Origin of the sequence: Curtobacterium sp. ER1/6 (assembly GCF_001742745.1) — a bacterium.
In the GTDB taxonomy this organism is placed as follows: domain Bacteria; phylum Actinomycetota; class Actinomycetes; order Actinomycetales; family Microbacteriaceae; genus Curtobacterium; species Curtobacterium citri.
This window is the reverse complement of record NZ_MJAK01000002.1, coordinates 238,130-254,443: the sequence shown is the minus strand read 5'-3', so window position 1 is coordinate 254,443 and position 16,314 is coordinate 238,130. Positions and strand designations below refer to the sequence as shown.

Annotated in this window: 12 protein-coding genes; 5 read left to right on the top strand and 7 right to left on the bottom strand. The window is 74.2% G+C overall.

Annotated elements, in window-relative coordinates:
• Window positions 1–23 precede the first annotated feature (23 nt).
• The gene (locus Cus16_RS05495; protein WP_069711626.1) at window positions 24–1,343 is read right to left on the bottom strand and encodes a magnesium transporter MgtE N-terminal domain-containing protein; all 1,320 of its coding nucleotides are present in this window, start codon (window positions 1,341–1,343) and stop codon (window positions 24–26) included.
• A gap of 174 nt (window positions 1,344–1,517) precedes the next feature.
• Here Cus16_RS05495 and Cus16_RS05490 point away from each other — a divergent pair, with 174 nt between their 5' ends.
• Window positions 1,518–2,501, top strand: a complete 984-nt coding sequence (locus tag Cus16_RS05490) for a general stress protein (RefSeq protein ID WP_069711625.1) — start codon at window positions 1,518–1,520, stop codon at window positions 2,499–2,501.
• Window positions 2,502–2,586: 85 nt separating this feature from the next.
• On the opposite strand, the gene Cus16_RS05485 is transcribed toward Cus16_RS05490, so the two are convergent.
• Both Cus16_RS05485 and Cus16_RS05480 read right to left on the bottom strand, forming a co-directional pair.
• Window positions 2,587–3,105 (bottom strand): GNAT family N-acetyltransferase, encoded by a 519-nt coding sequence (locus Cus16_RS05485; protein WP_083263761.1) that lies wholly within the window; start codon window positions 3,103–3,105, stop codon window positions 2,587–2,589.
• A gap of 18 nt (window positions 3,106–3,123) precedes the next feature.
• Window positions 3,124–4,608, bottom strand: a complete 1,485-nt coding sequence (locus tag Cus16_RS05480; RefSeq protein ID WP_083263760.1) for an aminopeptidase P family protein — start codon at window positions 4,606–4,608, stop codon at window positions 3,124–3,126.
• Between the two features lie 70 nt (window positions 4,609–4,678).
• Between Cus16_RS05480 and Cus16_RS05475 the strand changes: the two genes are divergently transcribed.
• On the top strand, window positions 4,679–5,551 hold the full coding sequence (locus Cus16_RS05475) for a PHP domain-containing protein (protein WP_411266603.1): 873 nt from the start codon (window positions 4,679–4,681) through the stop codon (window positions 5,549–5,551).
• Between the two features lie 92 nt (window positions 5,552–5,643).
• On the opposite strand, the gene Cus16_RS05470 is transcribed toward Cus16_RS05475, so the two are convergent.
• Window positions 5,644–7,158 (bottom strand): DEAD/DEAH box helicase, encoded by a 1,515-nt coding sequence (locus Cus16_RS05470; protein ID WP_069711623.1) that lies wholly within the window; start codon window positions 7,156–7,158, stop codon window positions 5,644–5,646.
• A gap of 104 nt (window positions 7,159–7,262) precedes the next feature.
• Between Cus16_RS05470 and Cus16_RS05465 the strand changes: the two genes are divergently transcribed.
• Complete coding sequence (locus Cus16_RS05465; protein WP_069711622.1) at window positions 7,263–7,979, top strand: ferritin-like fold-containing protein; 717 nt, start codon at window positions 7,263–7,265, stop codon at window positions 7,977–7,979.
• Window positions 7,980–8,047: 68 nt separating this feature from the next.
• Here the strand turns inward: Cus16_RS05465 and Cus16_RS05460 are convergent, their stop codons facing one another.
• Together Cus16_RS05460 and Cus16_RS05455 are read right to left on the bottom strand one after the other, a co-directional pair.
• Window positions 8,048–8,335, bottom strand: coding sequence for a hypothetical protein (locus Cus16_RS05460; protein ID WP_069711621.1), 288 nt, complete (start codon window positions 8,333–8,335; stop codon window positions 8,048–8,050).
• Window position 8,336: 1 nt separating this feature from the next.
• Window positions 8,337–8,561 (bottom strand): DUF3107 domain-containing protein, encoded by a 225-nt coding sequence (locus tag Cus16_RS05455; protein WP_069711785.1) that lies wholly within the window; start codon window positions 8,559–8,561, stop codon window positions 8,337–8,339.
• 150 nt (window positions 8,562–8,711) lie between these two features.
• Between Cus16_RS05455 and Cus16_RS05450 the strand changes: the two genes are divergently transcribed.
• The gene (locus Cus16_RS05450; RefSeq protein WP_189319536.1) at window positions 8,712–11,867 is read left to right on the top strand and encodes a UrvD/REP family ATP-dependent DNA helicase; all 3,156 of its coding nucleotides are present in this window, start codon (window positions 8,712–8,714) and stop codon (window positions 11,865–11,867) included.
• A gap of 32 nt (window positions 11,868–11,899) precedes the next feature.
• A complete protein-coding gene (locus Cus16_RS05445; protein WP_069711783.1) occupies window positions 11,900–15,118 on the top strand; it encodes an ATP-dependent DNA helicase in 3,219 nt (1,072 codons plus the stop codon).
• 123 nt (window positions 15,119–15,241) lie between these two features.
• On the opposite strand, the gene Cus16_RS05440 is transcribed toward Cus16_RS05445, so the two are convergent.
• Window positions 15,242–16,240, bottom strand: a complete 999-nt coding sequence (locus tag Cus16_RS05440; RefSeq protein WP_069711620.1) for a phosphotransferase — start codon at window positions 16,238–16,240, stop codon at window positions 15,242–15,244.
• Window positions 16,241–16,314 lie beyond the last annotated feature (74 nt).

The following is a 16,314-nucleotide window of genomic DNA, read 5'->3' as shown; positions in this document are numbered from 1 at the left end:
AGTCGAGTCGCTCCTGGCGGTCGTCATCCGTTCGGGCCACGGGTGGTCCTCCTTCCCGTCGTCACGGGCGTCTTGCGCGGGCGTTGGCGGAGTCGCGAGGGGGATTCCCCCTCGCCCTGACTTCGCCAGTCGTCGGGCAGGACGTGGTCGAGGACGTCGTCGATCGTCACCACCCCGACCAGGCGGTGGGCGTCGTCGACCACGGGGACGGACACGAGGTTGTAGGTCGCCATGACGCGCGTGACCTCGGCGGCGCTGGCGTCGACCCGCACCGGTTCGGTCTGCTGGTCGATGAGCGTGCCGAGGCGTTCGTTCGGCGGGTAGCGGAGCATGCGCTGGAAGTGCACCAGGCCGAGGAACCGGCCGGTCGGCGGCTCGTACGGCGGCAGGGTCACGCAGACGCTCGCGCCGAGGGCCGGGGCGAGCTCGTGCCGGCGGATGAGCGCGAGCCCCTCGGCCACGGTGGCGTCGGCGGAGACGATGACCGGCTCGGTGGTCATGAGGCCACCGGCGGTGTCCGGCTCGTACTCCAGGAGCATGCGGACGTCCTGCGCCTCCTCCGGCTCCATGAGCTGCAGCAGTGCCTCGCTCCGGTCGTCGGGGAACTGCGCGAGCACGTCGGCGGCGTCGTCCGGCTGCATCTGGTCGAGGACGTCGGCGGCGCGGGCGTCCTCGAGCCGGGTCAGGATGTCGATGCGCTCCTGGTCGGGCATCTCCTCGAGCACGTCGGCCAGCCGGTCGTCGGGGAGTTCCTCGGCCACCTCGAAGCGGCGTTCCTCGGGCAGGTCGAGCAGCGTGCTGGCCAGGTCGGCCGGGACCAGGTCGGAGTACGCTGCGATGACGTGCTCGGCGGACTGGGCCTCGCCGGGGAGCTCGTCCTCGGTGACCTCGTTCCAGGTGGCGAAGGTCGTCGGCCCCTTGCCGAACGGCGACGGGGTCGTCTTCGGCTTGCGGAGGAAGAGCTGCGACACCTCCCAGTCGCCCTGCCCGCGGTCCTCGATCGCGACGTCCTCGATCGTGGCGCGGATGCGGTCGCGCGTCAGCAGGACCTTGCGTCCGAGCATCTCGGCGATCACCCGGACCTCGCCGCCGCGCTGCTCGAAGCGGCGCATGTTGACGATGCCCGTGGTGATGACCTGGCCCGCACCGATCGACGTGACGCGTCCGATGCTCAGGAAGATGCGGCGCTTGCCGGGAACCTCGACGATGAGCCCGACCACGCGTGGGGGATCGGCCCGTCGGTACACCACCAGGACGTCCCGGACGCGGCCGACGCGGTCGCCCGCGGGGTCGAAGACGGAGCACCCGGCGAGGCGGGCGACGAAGACCTTCGAGGCGCTCACCCGTCCAGCGTAGTCGGTGCCGGTCCGGGCGCATGCCCGACCGACGGCGCCGACCCTGAGGCATCCCGGAGGCGCCCGGAGGCGAAGTCTGCGCCGACGGAGCACCGCGGAGCACCCCGGAGACACCCGGGAGGCGCACGTGTGATCGCAAGGTGTCCGGTGGATGATGGCTGGGTGAGCAACCAGAGCCCGTTCGCCGGACGCACCGCCCAGGCCTTCCCGACGCTGCCGCGCGGGGACGTCCTCGGCACCTACGACAGCTACCCCGACGCGCAGCGCGTCGTCGCGAAGCTGGCGGAGGCGGACTTCCCCGTCGCGAAGATCGCGATCGTCGGCAACGACCTCAAGACCGTCGAGCGCGTCACCGGCAAGATGACGTACGGTCGCGCCGCCATCGCGGGGGCGCTGTCCGGCCTCTGGCTGGGCATCTTCTTCGGCATCGTCCTGACGCTGTTCTCGCCGACCGCCGGGGGCCTGATCATCGCCGCCGCGATCATCGGTGCCGCGTTCGGCATGCTCTACGGCATCGTCTCCTTCGCCATCACGAAGCGGCAGCGCGACTTCACGAGCGTGCACCAGGTGCTCGCCACGAACTACCAGATCGTCGTCGACCCGCAGCTGACCGGGCAGGCGCAGCAGATCCTCGGCCAGCACGGCGCGACCCCGTCGACGCACTGGAACGACGCCCCGCAGCCGGGAGCACCCGGCACGAGCGCGCGGCCCTTCCAGGGCCAGGAACCGTGGCGTCCGGGCCCGCAGCAGGGGTCGCCGTACGGCGGACACGCCACGCCGCACCGGCCGGGAGGCACGCAGCAGCCCGGCACGTCGGCCCCCGGTCCGCAGGGCGGTCGCCCCGGTGACGGCGGTCGCCCCCAGGACGGTGGCCCGCGGTACGGCACGAACGACGGCCCGCGGTACGGCACGAACGACGGCCCGCGGTACGGCACGAACGAGGGACCCCGCTACGGTGAGACCCCGCAGACCGCGCAGCAGCCCGCGCCGGCCGTCGACCCGCGGGTGCCGCAGTCACGGCCCGACGAGCGCCCGCAGTACGGCGAGCGTGTCACCGGTGCGGACGACGACCGCGGGCGCGGTGCCGACCGCGGCGGTGCTGCTGACGGTGCACCGGAGCAGCGGCGCGACGACGACCGCGCCTGACGACCCGAGGCCCTCGCCGACGGAACGACGCCCGCGACCGACCACCGGGTCGGCGCGGGCGTCGTCGTCCGTGCGGGGGTCCCGGCTACAGGACCTTCGAGTAGCAAACGGAGCGGGCAGCCCCGACGTAGGGGCCGAAGTTGGCGATGCGGGTGAAGCCCTCGCGCTCGTAGAACCCGATGGCGCGCTGCTGCTGGTCACCGGTCTCGAGCACGAGCGCCGGCGACCCGAGGTCGATCGCGGCCTCCTCGAGGCGACGGAGGATCCCGGTCGACACCCCGGCACCGCGCGACTCGGGTCGGACGTACATGCGCTTCACCTCGGCGATGCCGTCCTGCACGAGGCGCAGCCCACCGCAGCCGAGCGGCGTGCCGTCCTCGTCCCGCGCCACGAAGAACACCGCGATGGACTCGGCCGTCGGCTTCTCGCCGGGCTCGGTGTCGCCACCGTAGGACCGGTCGATCTCCAGGCGCTGCGCGGCCCGGAGCCGCTGCGCGTCCGGCGAGTCGAAGTGCTCGACGTCGATGGACAGCCCGCGCGGCACGGTGGTGCCGGTCGGTGCGGGGACCGCGGCGGGCGTCGTGCTGGGGCTGGTGTCGGGCATCGTCGTCACCGGTCCAGGCTAGCGGCCGGACCGCGCGATCCACCCCTCCACTTCCGAGGAGGTCCGGGGGATGCCCACCGAGAGGTTCTCGGCGCCGTCCTCGGTCACCAGGACGTCGTCCTCGATGCGGACACCGATGCCGCGGAACTCCTCGGGGACGGTGAGGTCGTCCTGCTGGAAGTACAGGCCGGGTTCGATCGTGAAGACCATGCCGGGCTGCACGGTGCCGTCGATGTACATCTCGCGGCGGGCCTTCGCGCAGTCGTGCACGTCGAGTCCGAGGTGGTGGCTCGTGCCGTGCACCATGTAGCGGCGGTGGAACTGGTTGTCCGGCTGGAGCGACTCCTCCGCGGTCCCGGGCAGGAAGCCCCACTCGGCGGTCTTCCGGGCGATGACCTCCATGGCGGTGGCGTGGACCTCGCGGAAGGTGATCCCGGGCCTGACGATCGCGAACGCGGCGTCCGCCGCCTCGAGCACGGCCTCGTAGACCATGCGCTGCACGTCGGTGAAGGTCCCGCTGACCGGCAGCGTGCGGGTGATGTCGGCGGTGTAGAACGAGTCGACCTCGACGCCGGCGTCGATGAGGATGAGGTCGCCCGGCGCCACGGCACCGTCGTTGCGGGTCCAGTGCAGGATGCAGGCGTGGTGGCCGGACGCGGCGATGGTGTCGTACCCCACCGTGTTGCCGTCGGCCCGGGCACGGCGGTTGAAGGTGCCCTCGACGATGCGCTCGCCGCGGGGGTGCGCCAGGACGGCGTCGAAGTCGGCGATGACGTCGTCGAACCCGGACTTCGTGGCCTCGACGGCCTTCCGGAGCTCGTTCACCTCGTACGCGTCCTTCACGAGCCGGAGCTCGGACAGGTCGCGGGAGAGCACGTCGTCGGTCGCGGGCGCGGCGTCGGTCGCCTCGGCCCCGCCCACCGCGGTGCCGAGGCGGGCGTCGAGCGCGCGGGTCAGCTCGTCGTCGGCGTCGCGGACGAGCAGCACCGAGGCGTCGAGACCGTCGGCGACCTCGGCGAAGGCGCCGAGGTCGGCCGTCGCGAGTTCGAGGTCGGCGGCGACCTCGTCGAGCGACGGACGCGGGCCGACCCAGAACTCGCCGATCTCGGGGTTCGCGTAGAACTCCTCGGAGTCGCGGCTGGCCGTGGCACGGAAGTACAGCGTGGCGTCGTGCCCGGACCCGTTCGGCGTCAGCACGAGCACGGAGCCGACGACCGTGTCGGTGCCCCAGCCGGTCAGGTGCGCGAAGGTCGAGTGCGGGCGGAACGGGAAGTCGCAGTCGTTCGAGCGCACCTTCGCCTGTCCGGCGGGCACCACGATCGTGCGCCCGGGGTGCAGCTCGGAGATCCGGGCGCGGCGCTCGGCTGCGGAGGCCGACTGCTCGCGGGGCTCGGGAGTGGGGCGCACCCGGTCCGCCCACTGCGACGCGATGTGGTCCTTGAAGGTCGAGGACCCGGGAGTGGTGGAACGGTTGCTCGTCGCGCGAGGGGTGGTGTCGGCCATGTCACCCATCATCGCACCGAGCTGACCGTGCGGCCTGAGCGGCTGTTCACCTGTCGCTAGCATGGTCGACGTGCCCGATCCGTTCATCGACCTGCACGCCCACTCGAGCGTCTCCGACGGCACCGAGCGCCCCGCCGCACTCGTTGCCGCAGCCGCCGCGGCCGGACTCGACGGCGTCGCCCTGACGGACCACGACACCACCGCGGGCTGGGACGATGCGATCGCCGCCGTCCGCGACCGACCGATGACGCTGGTGCCCGGCCTCGAGCTGAGCACCCGCGTCGGGTACCGGAGCGTCCACGTGCTCGGCTACCTCGTCGACCCGTCCGACCCGGGCCTCGTCGAGGAGACGACCCGCATCCGCGACGGCCGGTTCGCCCGCGCTCGGCGCATGGTCGAACGGATCGGCCGCGACCACCCGATCACCTGGGACGACGTGATCGCGCAGGCCAGCGACGGTGCGACCATCGGCCGCCCGCACATCGCCGACGCGCTCGTCGCCCGCGGGCTCGAGCCCGACCGGAGCGCCGCCTTCCGCGGGATCCTGCACCCGGCCTCCGGCTACTACGAGCCGCACGATGCCCCGACGCCCCTGCGCGGGGTGGAGCTGATCCGGGCGGCCGGCGGCGTCCCGGTCATCGCGCACCCGGCGGCGTCCTCGCGCGGGATCGTCATCGATGAACCGGCGCTCCGCGAACTCGTCGACGCCGGGCTCGGCGGCCTCGAGGTCGACCACCGCGAGAACCTCGCGCACGGCAAGCGCACCCTGCTCGACTGGGCGGAGCGGTACGGCCTGTTCGTCACCGGGTCGAGCGACTACCACGGCACCGGCAAGCCGAACCGCTTCGGTGAGCACCGCACGGCCCGGGTCTCCTTTGACGCGATCGTCGAGCAGGCGACGGGCAGCGCGCCCGTGCACGGCGCGGGCTCCCGCCTGGCCTGACCCCCGCCCGCCCCGGGCACGGCAGGCCGGCGCGTGGGCTGGGACGACGGAGGGCCCGTCGCGTCAGCGACGGGCCCTCCGGTCTGGAGGCGCTACTCGCCGTCCGACGACCCCTGCGGAGCCGAGGCGGTCGCCTCGGCGGAACCGCTGCCGCCGCGGCGACGGCGGCGACGCCGACGCTTCGCGGCGCCGTCGGTGGTCGAGCCCTCACCGGCGGGCTGCGCGGCGTCGGGACCCGTGGACTCGACGGCCGGAGCCGACGTGACGGCCTCGGACGAGCCTCCCGTCCGGGTGCGCGATCGCGGACGCGAGCCGCCCCGCTCGCCGCCCTGGCGGTCACCGCTGCGCTCGGAGCCGCGACGGTCACCGCTGCGCTGCGTGCCACGGCCGGCGGAGGAGCCGGCTTCGGCCGCGTGCGAGGGCGCGCCGGGCAGGCGACCCTTCGTGCCGGCGGGGATGTCGAGGTCGCTGAACAGGTGGGGCGACGACGAGTAGGTCTCGACGGGCTCGGGGATGCCGAACTCGAGGGCCTTGTCGATCAGCGTCCACTTGTGCAGGTCGTCCCAGTCGACGAACGTGACCGCGATGCCCGTCTTGCCGGCACGACCGGTGCGGCCCGCGCGGTGCAGGTACGTGTCCGGGTCGTCCGGGATGGTGTGGTTGATCACGTGCGTGACGTCGTCGACGTCGATGCCGCGGGCGGCGACGTCCGTCGCGATGAGCACGTCGCGCTTGCCGGCCTTGAAGGCGGCCATCGCGCGCTCGCGCTGCTCCTGATTGAGGTCGCCGTGCACGGCCGCGGCGTTGAACCCGCGGTCCTTCAGCTCCTCGACCAGCTTCGCGGCGGCGCGCTTGGTGCGCGTGAAGATCACGGTCTTGCCGCGGCCCTCGGCCTGCAGGATGCGGGCGATGACCTCGTCCTTGTCGAGCGAGTGCGCGCGGTAGATGACGTGCTTGATGTTCGCCTGCGTCAGGCCCTCGTCGGGGTCCGTCGCGCGGATGTGCACCGGGCGGGTCATGAAGCGGCGGGCGAGCGCGACGATCGGCGCCGGCATCGTCGCCGAGAACAGCATCGTGTGCCGCACCGCGGGGACGGCCTGGAAGATGCGCTCGATGTCCGAGAGGAAGCCGAGGTCGAGCATGCGGTCGGCCTCGTCGAGCACGACCTCCTGCACGTGGGAGAGGTCGAGGAGGCGCTGCCGCTGCAGGTCGATGAGGCGACCGGGCGTGCCGACGACGATCTGGGCGCCGGCCTTGAGCTGCTCGATCTGGCCCTCGTACGCCTTGCCGCCGTAGATCGACACGATCGTGGTCGACCGGTTCGAGGTGGCGAGCTCGAGGTCCTCTGTCACCTGCACCGCGAGCTCGCGGGTCGGGACGACGACGAGCGCCTTGACGCCGTGCTCCGGGTCGGCGCCGAGGCGCTGGATGAGCGGGAGGCCGAAGCCGAACGTCTTGCCGGTACCCGTCTTGGCCTGGCCGATGATGTCCTGGCCGGTGAGGGCGAGCGGGATCGTCTGCTGCTGGATCGGGAAGGGCTCGGCGATGCCCTTCGTCGCGAGCGCGTCGACGATGTCCTGCTCGATGTTGAGGTCTGCGAAAGTCAAAGAAGCACCTTAGTCCTGGTGGAAGTCCATGCCAGTCTACCGACGGTCGGCGACGAGCACGCCCGCGGGCCGGAGCGGGGCCCCACGGCCCCTATGCTGGTCGCGTGGTGTCGTGGTGGAACCGGAAGCGCGCTGCGCAGCTCGCGGCGGCGTGGCTGGCGTCGCGGAACCCGCGGAACGCCAAGCCCGTGGAGCGCCTGCAGCTGGACGACGTCAGTCCGGAACTCGACGTGTACCTGGGGCAGGCCGCCTACCTCCAGCTCTCGCTCTACGAGACGATGGGCCGCGCGGGTGCTGCGGCACCGACGATGTCGGGCCGCCTGGTGACCGGCGTCCTCGCGACGACCGCGCTCGAGCGGCACCGCACGCTCGTGGCCGAGATCGAACGGCACGGCGGGCAGCCCGCCGAGCTGATGGAGCCGCACCGCGAGGCGATCGACCGCTTCCTCGCCCGCACGAGCGGCGCCGACTGGTACGAGTCGATGCTGACCGGGTACGTCACCGCCGGCATCCTCAACGACCTGTTCGGCAGCCTGCTCCGCTCGCTGCCGGCCGACGTGCGGCAGCGCCTGCGGACGGTCTTCGACGCCCGCGAGGAACGCGCGGTCGTGGACGAGCTCGCGGCGCACATCGAGCAGGACCCGCAGGTCGGTTCGCGGCTCGCGATGTGGGGCCGGCGGCTGGTCGGGGACACGCTCCTCGTGGCGCGGTCGGCGCTGGCGTCGCACGCGCGTGAGGACCAGGAGCGGCTCGAGCCGGTGTGGACCGAGCTCATCGCGGCGCACTCGCGGCGGATGGACGCGCTCGGCCTGACGGCCTGACCGTCCGGCGGGTCAGGCGCGGGCGCGACGACGGTCCGGCGGGCTCAGTCGCGGGCGGTCCGGCGGGCTCAGGCGCGGGCGCGCTCGAAGAACGCGTCGTCCGCAGTCGTGCGCCGACGACCGAGCACCCACTCGGTGACCACCGCGACCACACCGGCACCGACCAGGGCGACCACCCAGATCCAGCCGCCGTCGTACCGCCAGCCGGCCCAGGTCAGGGCCTCCCAGGCCACGGCGGCCGTGATGCCGCCGACCGCCGGGCCGAGCAGCGCGCCCCGGGTCGAGCGCCAGGGCACCACGACGTGCGCGACGGCCCCCGCGAGGAGGCCGCCGAGCACGGCGAAGAGCAGTTCCACGTCAGGCGACGAAACCGATGCGGCGCGACTCCTCGGCGCCGACCTCGACGTAGGCGAGCGAGGCGACCGGCACGATGAAGCGGCGGCCCTTGTCGTCCTTGAGCGACAGGTGGGTCGACTGCGACTCGAGGGCCTGCGCCACGGCCTGCTCGATCTCCTCGGCGCTCTGGGCGGTCTCGAAGGCGATCTCGCGCGGGCTGTTGATGATGCCGATCTTGATGTCCACGAGCACAGCGTATCCGAGCACCCCGCGCGCGGATCGAGCGTTCGCCCGGGGCGCACTCGTCGCCGTCACCGGCCGCGGAAGTGGCAGCCCGCCCGTCGCGGCACCGGTGCGTCGGCCGGTGCTGTCGGCCGTCCTCGGTACCGTTGCCGCGTGCCCAGGACGACGCTGACGACCCTCCCCGAGGACGTCGGGGTCGCCCGCCCGCTCGTCGCCGACCCGACGCAGGACGCGGTGCTCGCGCTGCCGGACGGACGGCACGCGGCCGTGCTCGGGGCGCCCGGCACCGGCAAGACCACGACGCTCGCGCGGCTCGTCGCCGACCGGCTCGGCCGGGCCGACGCGGTGTCGGCGGACGGCCACTCGTCGGTGCTCGCCCTGACCTCGGCCCGCACGGCCGCCACCGCGCTCCGCGACCGTCTGGCCGCCGCGGCCGGCCGGGTCGTGCCCGGGGCCCTCGCCCGGACCGTGAACTCGCTCGCCTTCCAGGTCGTCGCGCACGCGGCCGCCCTCCAGGGACAGGAGCCGCCGACCCTGCTCACCGGCGGCGAGCAGGACCGCATCATCGCCGACCTGCTCGACGGGCACGAGGTCGACGGCACCGGGCCCGCGTGGCCCGCACCGATCACCGCGGTGGTCCGGGAGCGCGCCGGGTTCCGCACGGCCCTGCGCGACGTCATGATGCGCGCGGTCGCGGCCGGCGTCGAGCCGGAGGACATGCGGGAGCTCGGCGACGAGTCCGGACGACCGGAGTGGCGGGCCGTGGGCGACTTCGTCGACGAGTACCGGGCCGCGGTCACCGCGTTCCGCGGCAGCAGCCTCGACGCCGCCGAGCTCGTGGCCTTCGCGACCGCCGCGGTGCTCCGCGGCGAGGTCCCGGCGAGCGTGGCGGCGCTCCGGCTGGTCGTCGTCGACGACACGCAGGAGCTCGTCGAGGGCGAGGTCGCGCTGCTCGGCGCGCTCGCCCGTGCGGGGACGCAGGTCGTGGCCTTCGGCGATCCGGACATCGCGGCGTCGGCGTTCCGCGGCGCCGAGCCGGACGTGCTCGGGCGTCTGGCCGTGCGCCTCGGCGTCGAGCGGGTGGACGAGATCGTGCTCGGCACCGTGCACCGGCACGCCGCGCCCGTCCGCGCCCTCGTGAGCGCCGTGACCGCGCGGATCGGTGCCGCCGCCGCGGGTCGGCAGCGCACCGCGGCGGCATCGGCGACCGATGCCAGGAGCGACGCCGTGCTGCACCTCGAGGCGGCGAGCCGGTCGGCCCTGGTCGTCGCCGTCGCCCGTCGCCTGCGGGAGCACCGGTTGCTCGACGGCGTGCCCTGGCACCGGATGGCAGTCGTGACGCGCAGCGGCGCGGCGATCCCCGAGCTGGTCCGCGCGCTGTCCGTCGCCGAGGTCCCCGCCACGGCCGGCGCCGCCCCGATCCGACCGCGGGACGACGGTGCCGCGCGGGCGCTCCTCGACGCGGCCGGCGTAGCACTCGGCGTCGTGGCGCTCGACGCCGACCTCGCGACATCGTTCGTGACGGGGCCGCTCGGTGGCCTCGACACCCTCGCGATGCGACGACTCCGGTTGGCCTTGCGCCGCGAGGAGCTCGCCGGCGGCGGCACGCGCACGGCCGACGAGCTGTTGGTCGAGGCGCTGGGCGCGCCCGAACGGCTCGCGACGATCGACGCGGGGTTCGCCCGTCGGGCGACCCGGCTCGCCCGGAGCCTGGTCCGCGCGAACGCAGACGCCGCCGCGGACGCGAGCATCGAGGAGATCCTCTGGGGGCTCTGGGAGCGCAGCGGCCTGGCGACCACGTGGGGCGGGCAGTCGGCGGCCGGTGGGGTCGGCGCCGCCGAGGCCGACCGGCACCTCGACGCGGTCGTCGGGCTGTTCACCGCGGCGAAGCGCTTCGTGGAACGCACCCCGGACGCCCCAGCCCGCGTGTTCGTCGACGACCTGCTCGGCGCCGACCTGCCCGAGGACTCGATCGGACCGGACCGGACGGCCGGCCGGGTCCGGGTGCTGACCCCGTCGGCCACGATCGGGCTCGAGTGCGACGTCGTCGTCGTGCTCGGGCTGCAGGACGGGGTGTGGCCGAACACCCGGGTCCGCGGGAGCCTCCTCGACCCGGACGGCCTCGTCCGCGCGGCCGCGGGCGTCGAGCACGGCCCGGTGGACGACCGGGCGGCGGTGGTCGCCGACGAGCTGCGCCTCTTCGCCCGCGCCGTGTCGCGCGCGACGACGCAGGTGGTGATCGGCACCGTCGCCAACGACGACGAGGCACCGTCGCCCTTCGTCCGGCTCGTCCCCGTGCCGCCCGACCGGCAACCGACCGTGCACCCCCTGTCCCTGCGTGGTCTGGCCGGGTCGCTGCGCCGTCGCGTCGTGACCTCGGGGGACCACGAGGCCGCCTCGGCACTCGCACGCCTGGCCGACGCCGACGTCCCCGGGGCGTCGCCCGACGAGTGGTACGGCACCGCCGCACCGACGACGGACGCCCCGCTCGTCGACCTCGACGCCCCACCGGCACCGGAGCACGAGGGCGGCGAACCCGTGCCGCCGACGGTCGCGGTGTCGCCGTCGCGCATCGGCACCTTCGAGGAGTGCCCGGTGCACTGGTTCGCGCAGACCTTCGGCGGCGGGGCGCCGAGCCCCGCGATGGGCATCGGGACGATCGTGCACGAGGCGATGGAGCACGCGACCACGGTCGACGTCGAGTCCCTGTGGGAGCACGTCGAGGGCCGCTGGGACGAGCTCACCTTCGAGTCGCCGTGGGTGGCCGACCGTGAGCGCGCCCGGACCCGCCGGATGATCGAGGGGCTGAGCGACTACCTCCGGACGTTCGCGAGCGCCGGGCGGCGGCTGCTCGGCGCGGAGACCTCGTTCGCGCTCGTGACCGGACCGGCGCGGATGCGGGGCAGCATCGACCGCATCGAGGTCGACCCGGACGGCCGGGTCAGCGTCGTCGACCTGAAGACCGGGCGCTCGATGCCGAGCGAGAAGAACGACATGCCGGAGCACCCGCAGCTCGGCGCGTACCAGCTCGCGGTCGAGGACGGCGCGGTCGAGGGCGTGCCCGCGGGATCGTCGATGGCGGACGCCCGGCTCGTCTTCGTGCAGAACCCGCGGAGTGGTCGCGCCTTCTCGGAGCGGACCCAGCACGCCTTCGACGACGAGGCCCGCGAGGCGTACCGCGCCCGCCTCCACGGCGTCGCTCGGGGCATGGCCGGACGGACCTTCCTCGCGAACGTCGACGACCACTGCGACCGGGCACGCACCGGGGTCGAGTGCCGCATCCACGTGGTGGGCGAGGTGACCTGGTGACGACCGGCACCGAGCACGAGACCGAGCGGCCGATGGTGGCGGACACCTCGGCAGGCGCTCCCGCACAGCACGACGCCGACGCGATCGCCGACGCCCTCGGCCGACCCCGCCCGACCGCACAGCAGCGCGCCGTCATCGAGTCGCCGCTCGCCCCCGCACTCGTCGTCGCCGGCGCCGGCAGCGGGAAGACCGAGACGATGGCCTCCCGCGTCGTCTGGCTGCTCGCGAACGGGTTCGTCCGACCGGCCGAGGTGCTCGGCCTGACCTTCACCCGCAAGGCCGCCGGCGAGCTCTCGGTCCGCATCAACGACCGGATCCGTGCGCTCGAGGACGTCGGCCTGCTCGCCGCGGGCGACGCGTTCGAGGCGCCGACGGTGTCGACGTACAACGCCTTCGCGAACGCGGTCTTCCGCGAGAACGCGCTGCTCGTCGGACGCGACGGCGAGTCCCAGGTGCTCACCGAACCGTCCGCCTGGCAGCTGGCGCGCCGCGTGGTCGTCGCCGCGCGCGACGACCGGCTGGCCGGGCTCGACCGTGACGTCGACACCGTCACCGCAGCGGTGGTCTCCCTCGCGGGCGCGGTGTCCGAGCACCTCGTCGACCCCGCGGACCTGCGGCGCTTCGCGATCGACTTCGCGGGCCTGCTCGAGCTGCCCGGGAACGCCCGGGGCAACCCCTACAAGACGGTCACGGACGCGGTCGCGGCGATCGGCGCCCTCGAACCGCTCGTCGACCTGGTCGAGGAGTTCCGCCGGCAGAAGGTCGACCGCGGCTTCGTGGAGTTCTCCGACCAGATCGCCCTCGCGCTCGCCGCCGCCGAGTCCGCGCCGCGCGTGGTCGACGACCTGCGGCACCGGTTCCGCGTCGTGCTGCTCGACGAGTACCAGGACACCTCGGTGGTCCAGACCCGGTTCCTGGCCCGGCTGTTCCGCGGACACCCGGTGATGGCCGTCGGCGACCCGCACCAGTCGATCTACGGCTTCCGCGGTGCGAGCGCCGCGAACCTCGCACGCTTCCCGCGGGACTTCGGCGACGCGGGCCCCGCACCGGTCACGTTCGCCCTGTCCACGAGCTGGCGGAACCCGGTCGACGTGCTCGCCGGCGCGAACGCCGTCGTCGACCCGCTCTCCGCCGCGTCGGAGGTCGCCGTCGAGCGCCTGTCCCCGCGGCCGGGCGCGGACCGCGGCACGGTCACGGCGCTGTTCCCGGAGACCCTGCCGGAGGAGGCCGAGGGCGTCGCCCGGTGGTTCGCCGCGCGCCGTGCCGCGACGCCCGACGGCTCGATGGCGCTGCTGCTGCGCTCGCGGAAGGACCTGTCGGCGTTCACCGCCGCGCTCGCCGCGCAGCGCGTGCCGTTCCACGTCCTCGGGACCGGCGGCCTGCTGCAGCGGCCGGAGATCGTCGACCTGGTCGCGTGCCTGCGCGTGCTGCACGACCCGTCCGCGGGCAACGACCTGATCCGCCTGCTCGCGGGCGCCCGGTGGCGCGTGGGCGCGGCGGACGTCGTCGCACTGCACGAGCTCGCGCGGTGGTTGTTCAAGCGGGACCACACGCAGCAGCGGCTCGACGACGAGGTGACCGCGGCCTTCCGGGCGTCGGTCGCGGCCGGGGAGCACGGCTCGATCGTCGACGCACTCGACTTCGTCGCGACGGCCCCGGACGAGCACGGTGCCCTCGAGGGCATCAGCCCCGCTGGTCGGCAGCGCATGCGCGGCCTCGGGCAGCAGCTCGCCGCGCTCCGCTCCCGGGCCTCGGGGGACCTCGTCGACTTCGTCACGCTCGTCGTGCAGGAGATGCGGCTCGACGTCGAGGTCGCCGCGCACGAGCAGGGCAGCGCCGCGTTCCTCGACGCCTTCGTCGACGAGCTCGCGGGCTTCGCGGCCACCGACGACCGGGCGGACCTCGGCGCCTTCCTCGGCTGGATCGACGCGGCTGCCCGGCGCGACGACATGGGCCCGCGGTCCGAGGAGCCCGAGGCCGGCACGGTGCAGGTCCTGACCATCCACGGGTCGAAGGGCCTGGAGTGGGACGCCGTCGCGGTCCCGCGGCTCGTGGAGGGTGCGCTCCCGGCGCGACCGCAGGAGGGCTCGTCCGGCTGGCTGGGCTTCGGCCGGCTGCCCTACGAGTTCCGCGGCGACGCCGAGGAACTGCCGCAGCTCGCCTGGCGGGGGAACGCGGACCAGAAGGGCGTGGTCGACGCGATCGACGCCTACAAGGAGCAGGTGCGCTCCCGCAACGAGGACGAGGAACGTCGGCTCACGTACGTCGCGCTCACCCGGGCCCGGCACGACCTGCTCGTCTCCGGGTCCTGGTGGGCCGGCGGCGTGAAGCCGACCGAGCCGAGCCGCTACCTGCGCGACCTGGTCGAGGCCGGGATCGTGGACCCCGAGGCGGTGCCCGACCGTACCGTGCACGAGGAGGACCCGCTCGGCGAGGACGGCGCGACCCAGACCTGGCCGCACGTGCCCTTCGGGCAGCGCGGCGCCCGTGTGCTCGCCGCCGCCGACCGGGTGCGGAACGCGAACCCCGGCGCGGCCGGGCGGTTCTCGGCCGAGATCGACCTGCTGCTCGCCGAGCGGCAGGCGCGTCGGTCCGCCCGGCACGCCGTGGCGGTCCCGCACCGGGTCCCGGCCTCCGGCTTCAAGGACTACCTGGCGGAGCCCGGCGCCGTCGCCGAGCGACTGCGGCGTCCCATGCCCGAGCGCCCCTACCGGGCCACCCGACTCGGCACGCTGTTCCACCGGTGGGTGGAGCAGCGTGCGGGGAGCGGCGGGTCCCTCGAGACGCTGGACCTGTGGGACGGCGAGCGCGACCTCGACGCGGACGAGGCCGTCGACGCCTCCGCGGACGCGGCCGTGACCGACGACGACGCCCGACGGCTCGCGGCCTTCCAGGCGACGTTCGCCCGGTCACGCTGGGCCGGTCGGACGCCGATCGAGGTCGAGCGCGAGATCCACATCCCGTTCCTCGGCCACAGCATCGTCTGCAAGCTCGACGCCGTGTACGAGATCGACGGCCGGGCCGAGGTCGTCGACTGGAAGACGGGCAAGGCGCCGAGCGGTGCGGACGACCTCGCCGCGCGGCAGCTCCAGCTCGCGCTCTACCGCGTCGCGTACGCGGAGTTCACGGGTCGCCCGCTCGACGAGGTCGACGCGGTGTTCTACTTCGTCGCCGACGACCTCGAGGTCCGCCCGACCGAGCTGCTCGACCGCGCCGGTCTCGAGCGCGCGTGGCGGGACGCCGTCGGCTGACCCGACAGCGGACGGGAGGCGCGTGGCGGGGCCGCCCCGTGCCTCCCGTCCGACAGCCGGTCGGCTGCGCGGTCGCGACGCGCCGTGTGCGGTCGGGCCGCGTCGAGCGCTCAGCGGGCCGGGTCAGCCGTGGCGGCGTTCGGTCGACGACAGCAGCTGCTCGACCTCGCCGATCTCCATCGTCTCGGGGGAGACCGACTGCAGCGGCGCCGCCGTCGGCGTCTGCACCGCGTCGACGAGGCGGTGCATCATCGCGACGGCGTCGTCGACGACCTCGGTGCTCTTCGCCTGCACGCCGTGCAGCAGCCACTGCGCGGTCTCGAGCTCGTGGTACACCCGGGCACGCTGGGCGAGCTGGCGGTCACGACCGCCGCCGTTCGCCTCGTACGCGCTGAGGACGGTGTCGAACGCCTCGCGCTGCCCCGCGAGCACCCACGCGAGGTCCTTCGCGGGATCGCCGAGCCGGAGCTCGCCCCAGTCGAGGACACCGCTGACGGCGTCGCCGTCGACGAGGAGCACCCCGGTGCCGAGTGCGCCGTGCACGACGGTCGGCGTGAACTGCCAGAGCTGCTGGTCGCGCGCAGCGCCCTCCCAGCGCTCGACGAGCGCGGCGGGCACGAGCTTGGTCGCGACCGCGCGGTCCATCACTGACACGGCGGAGCGCAGCACCTCGAACGGGGTGAGGGAGGGCAGGCCGGCGTCCGTGACGAAGCTCGTCGGCAGCTGGTGCACGGCGGCGACGGCGCGGCCCACGGCGGTGGCGAGCTCCGGGCGCTCCCCGAGGTCGCGGAGCGTCGGGTGCGCACCGGGCACGAAGGTCGTGACGATGGCGCGCGTCGACCCGACCGGTGCCTGACCGCGGTACTCGGCCACCGCGAAGGGGAGCCGGGTGCGGATGCCGGCGCTCAGGGCGCGGATCGCGACGAGGTCGGCCGACTGCCGGGCCTCGGCGCGCTGGTTGCGCGGTCGGCGGATGGCGCTCAGCGCGCCGTCGGCGTCGCGGAGGACGGCCGACTCGTAGTCGCCGGACGCCGCCGAGCCGAGTGTGCGTGTGCCCGTGACGACCATGCCGGGAACGGCCGTCGTCGCCAACGCGGCTAGAGTGAACTGGGATCCCGCCATGTCCTCAGGGTAGGTCCGCGTCCGGGGGCCGAGCGCACGCCACGCTGGCCCGTCGAGCCCCGGAACGGTCCACG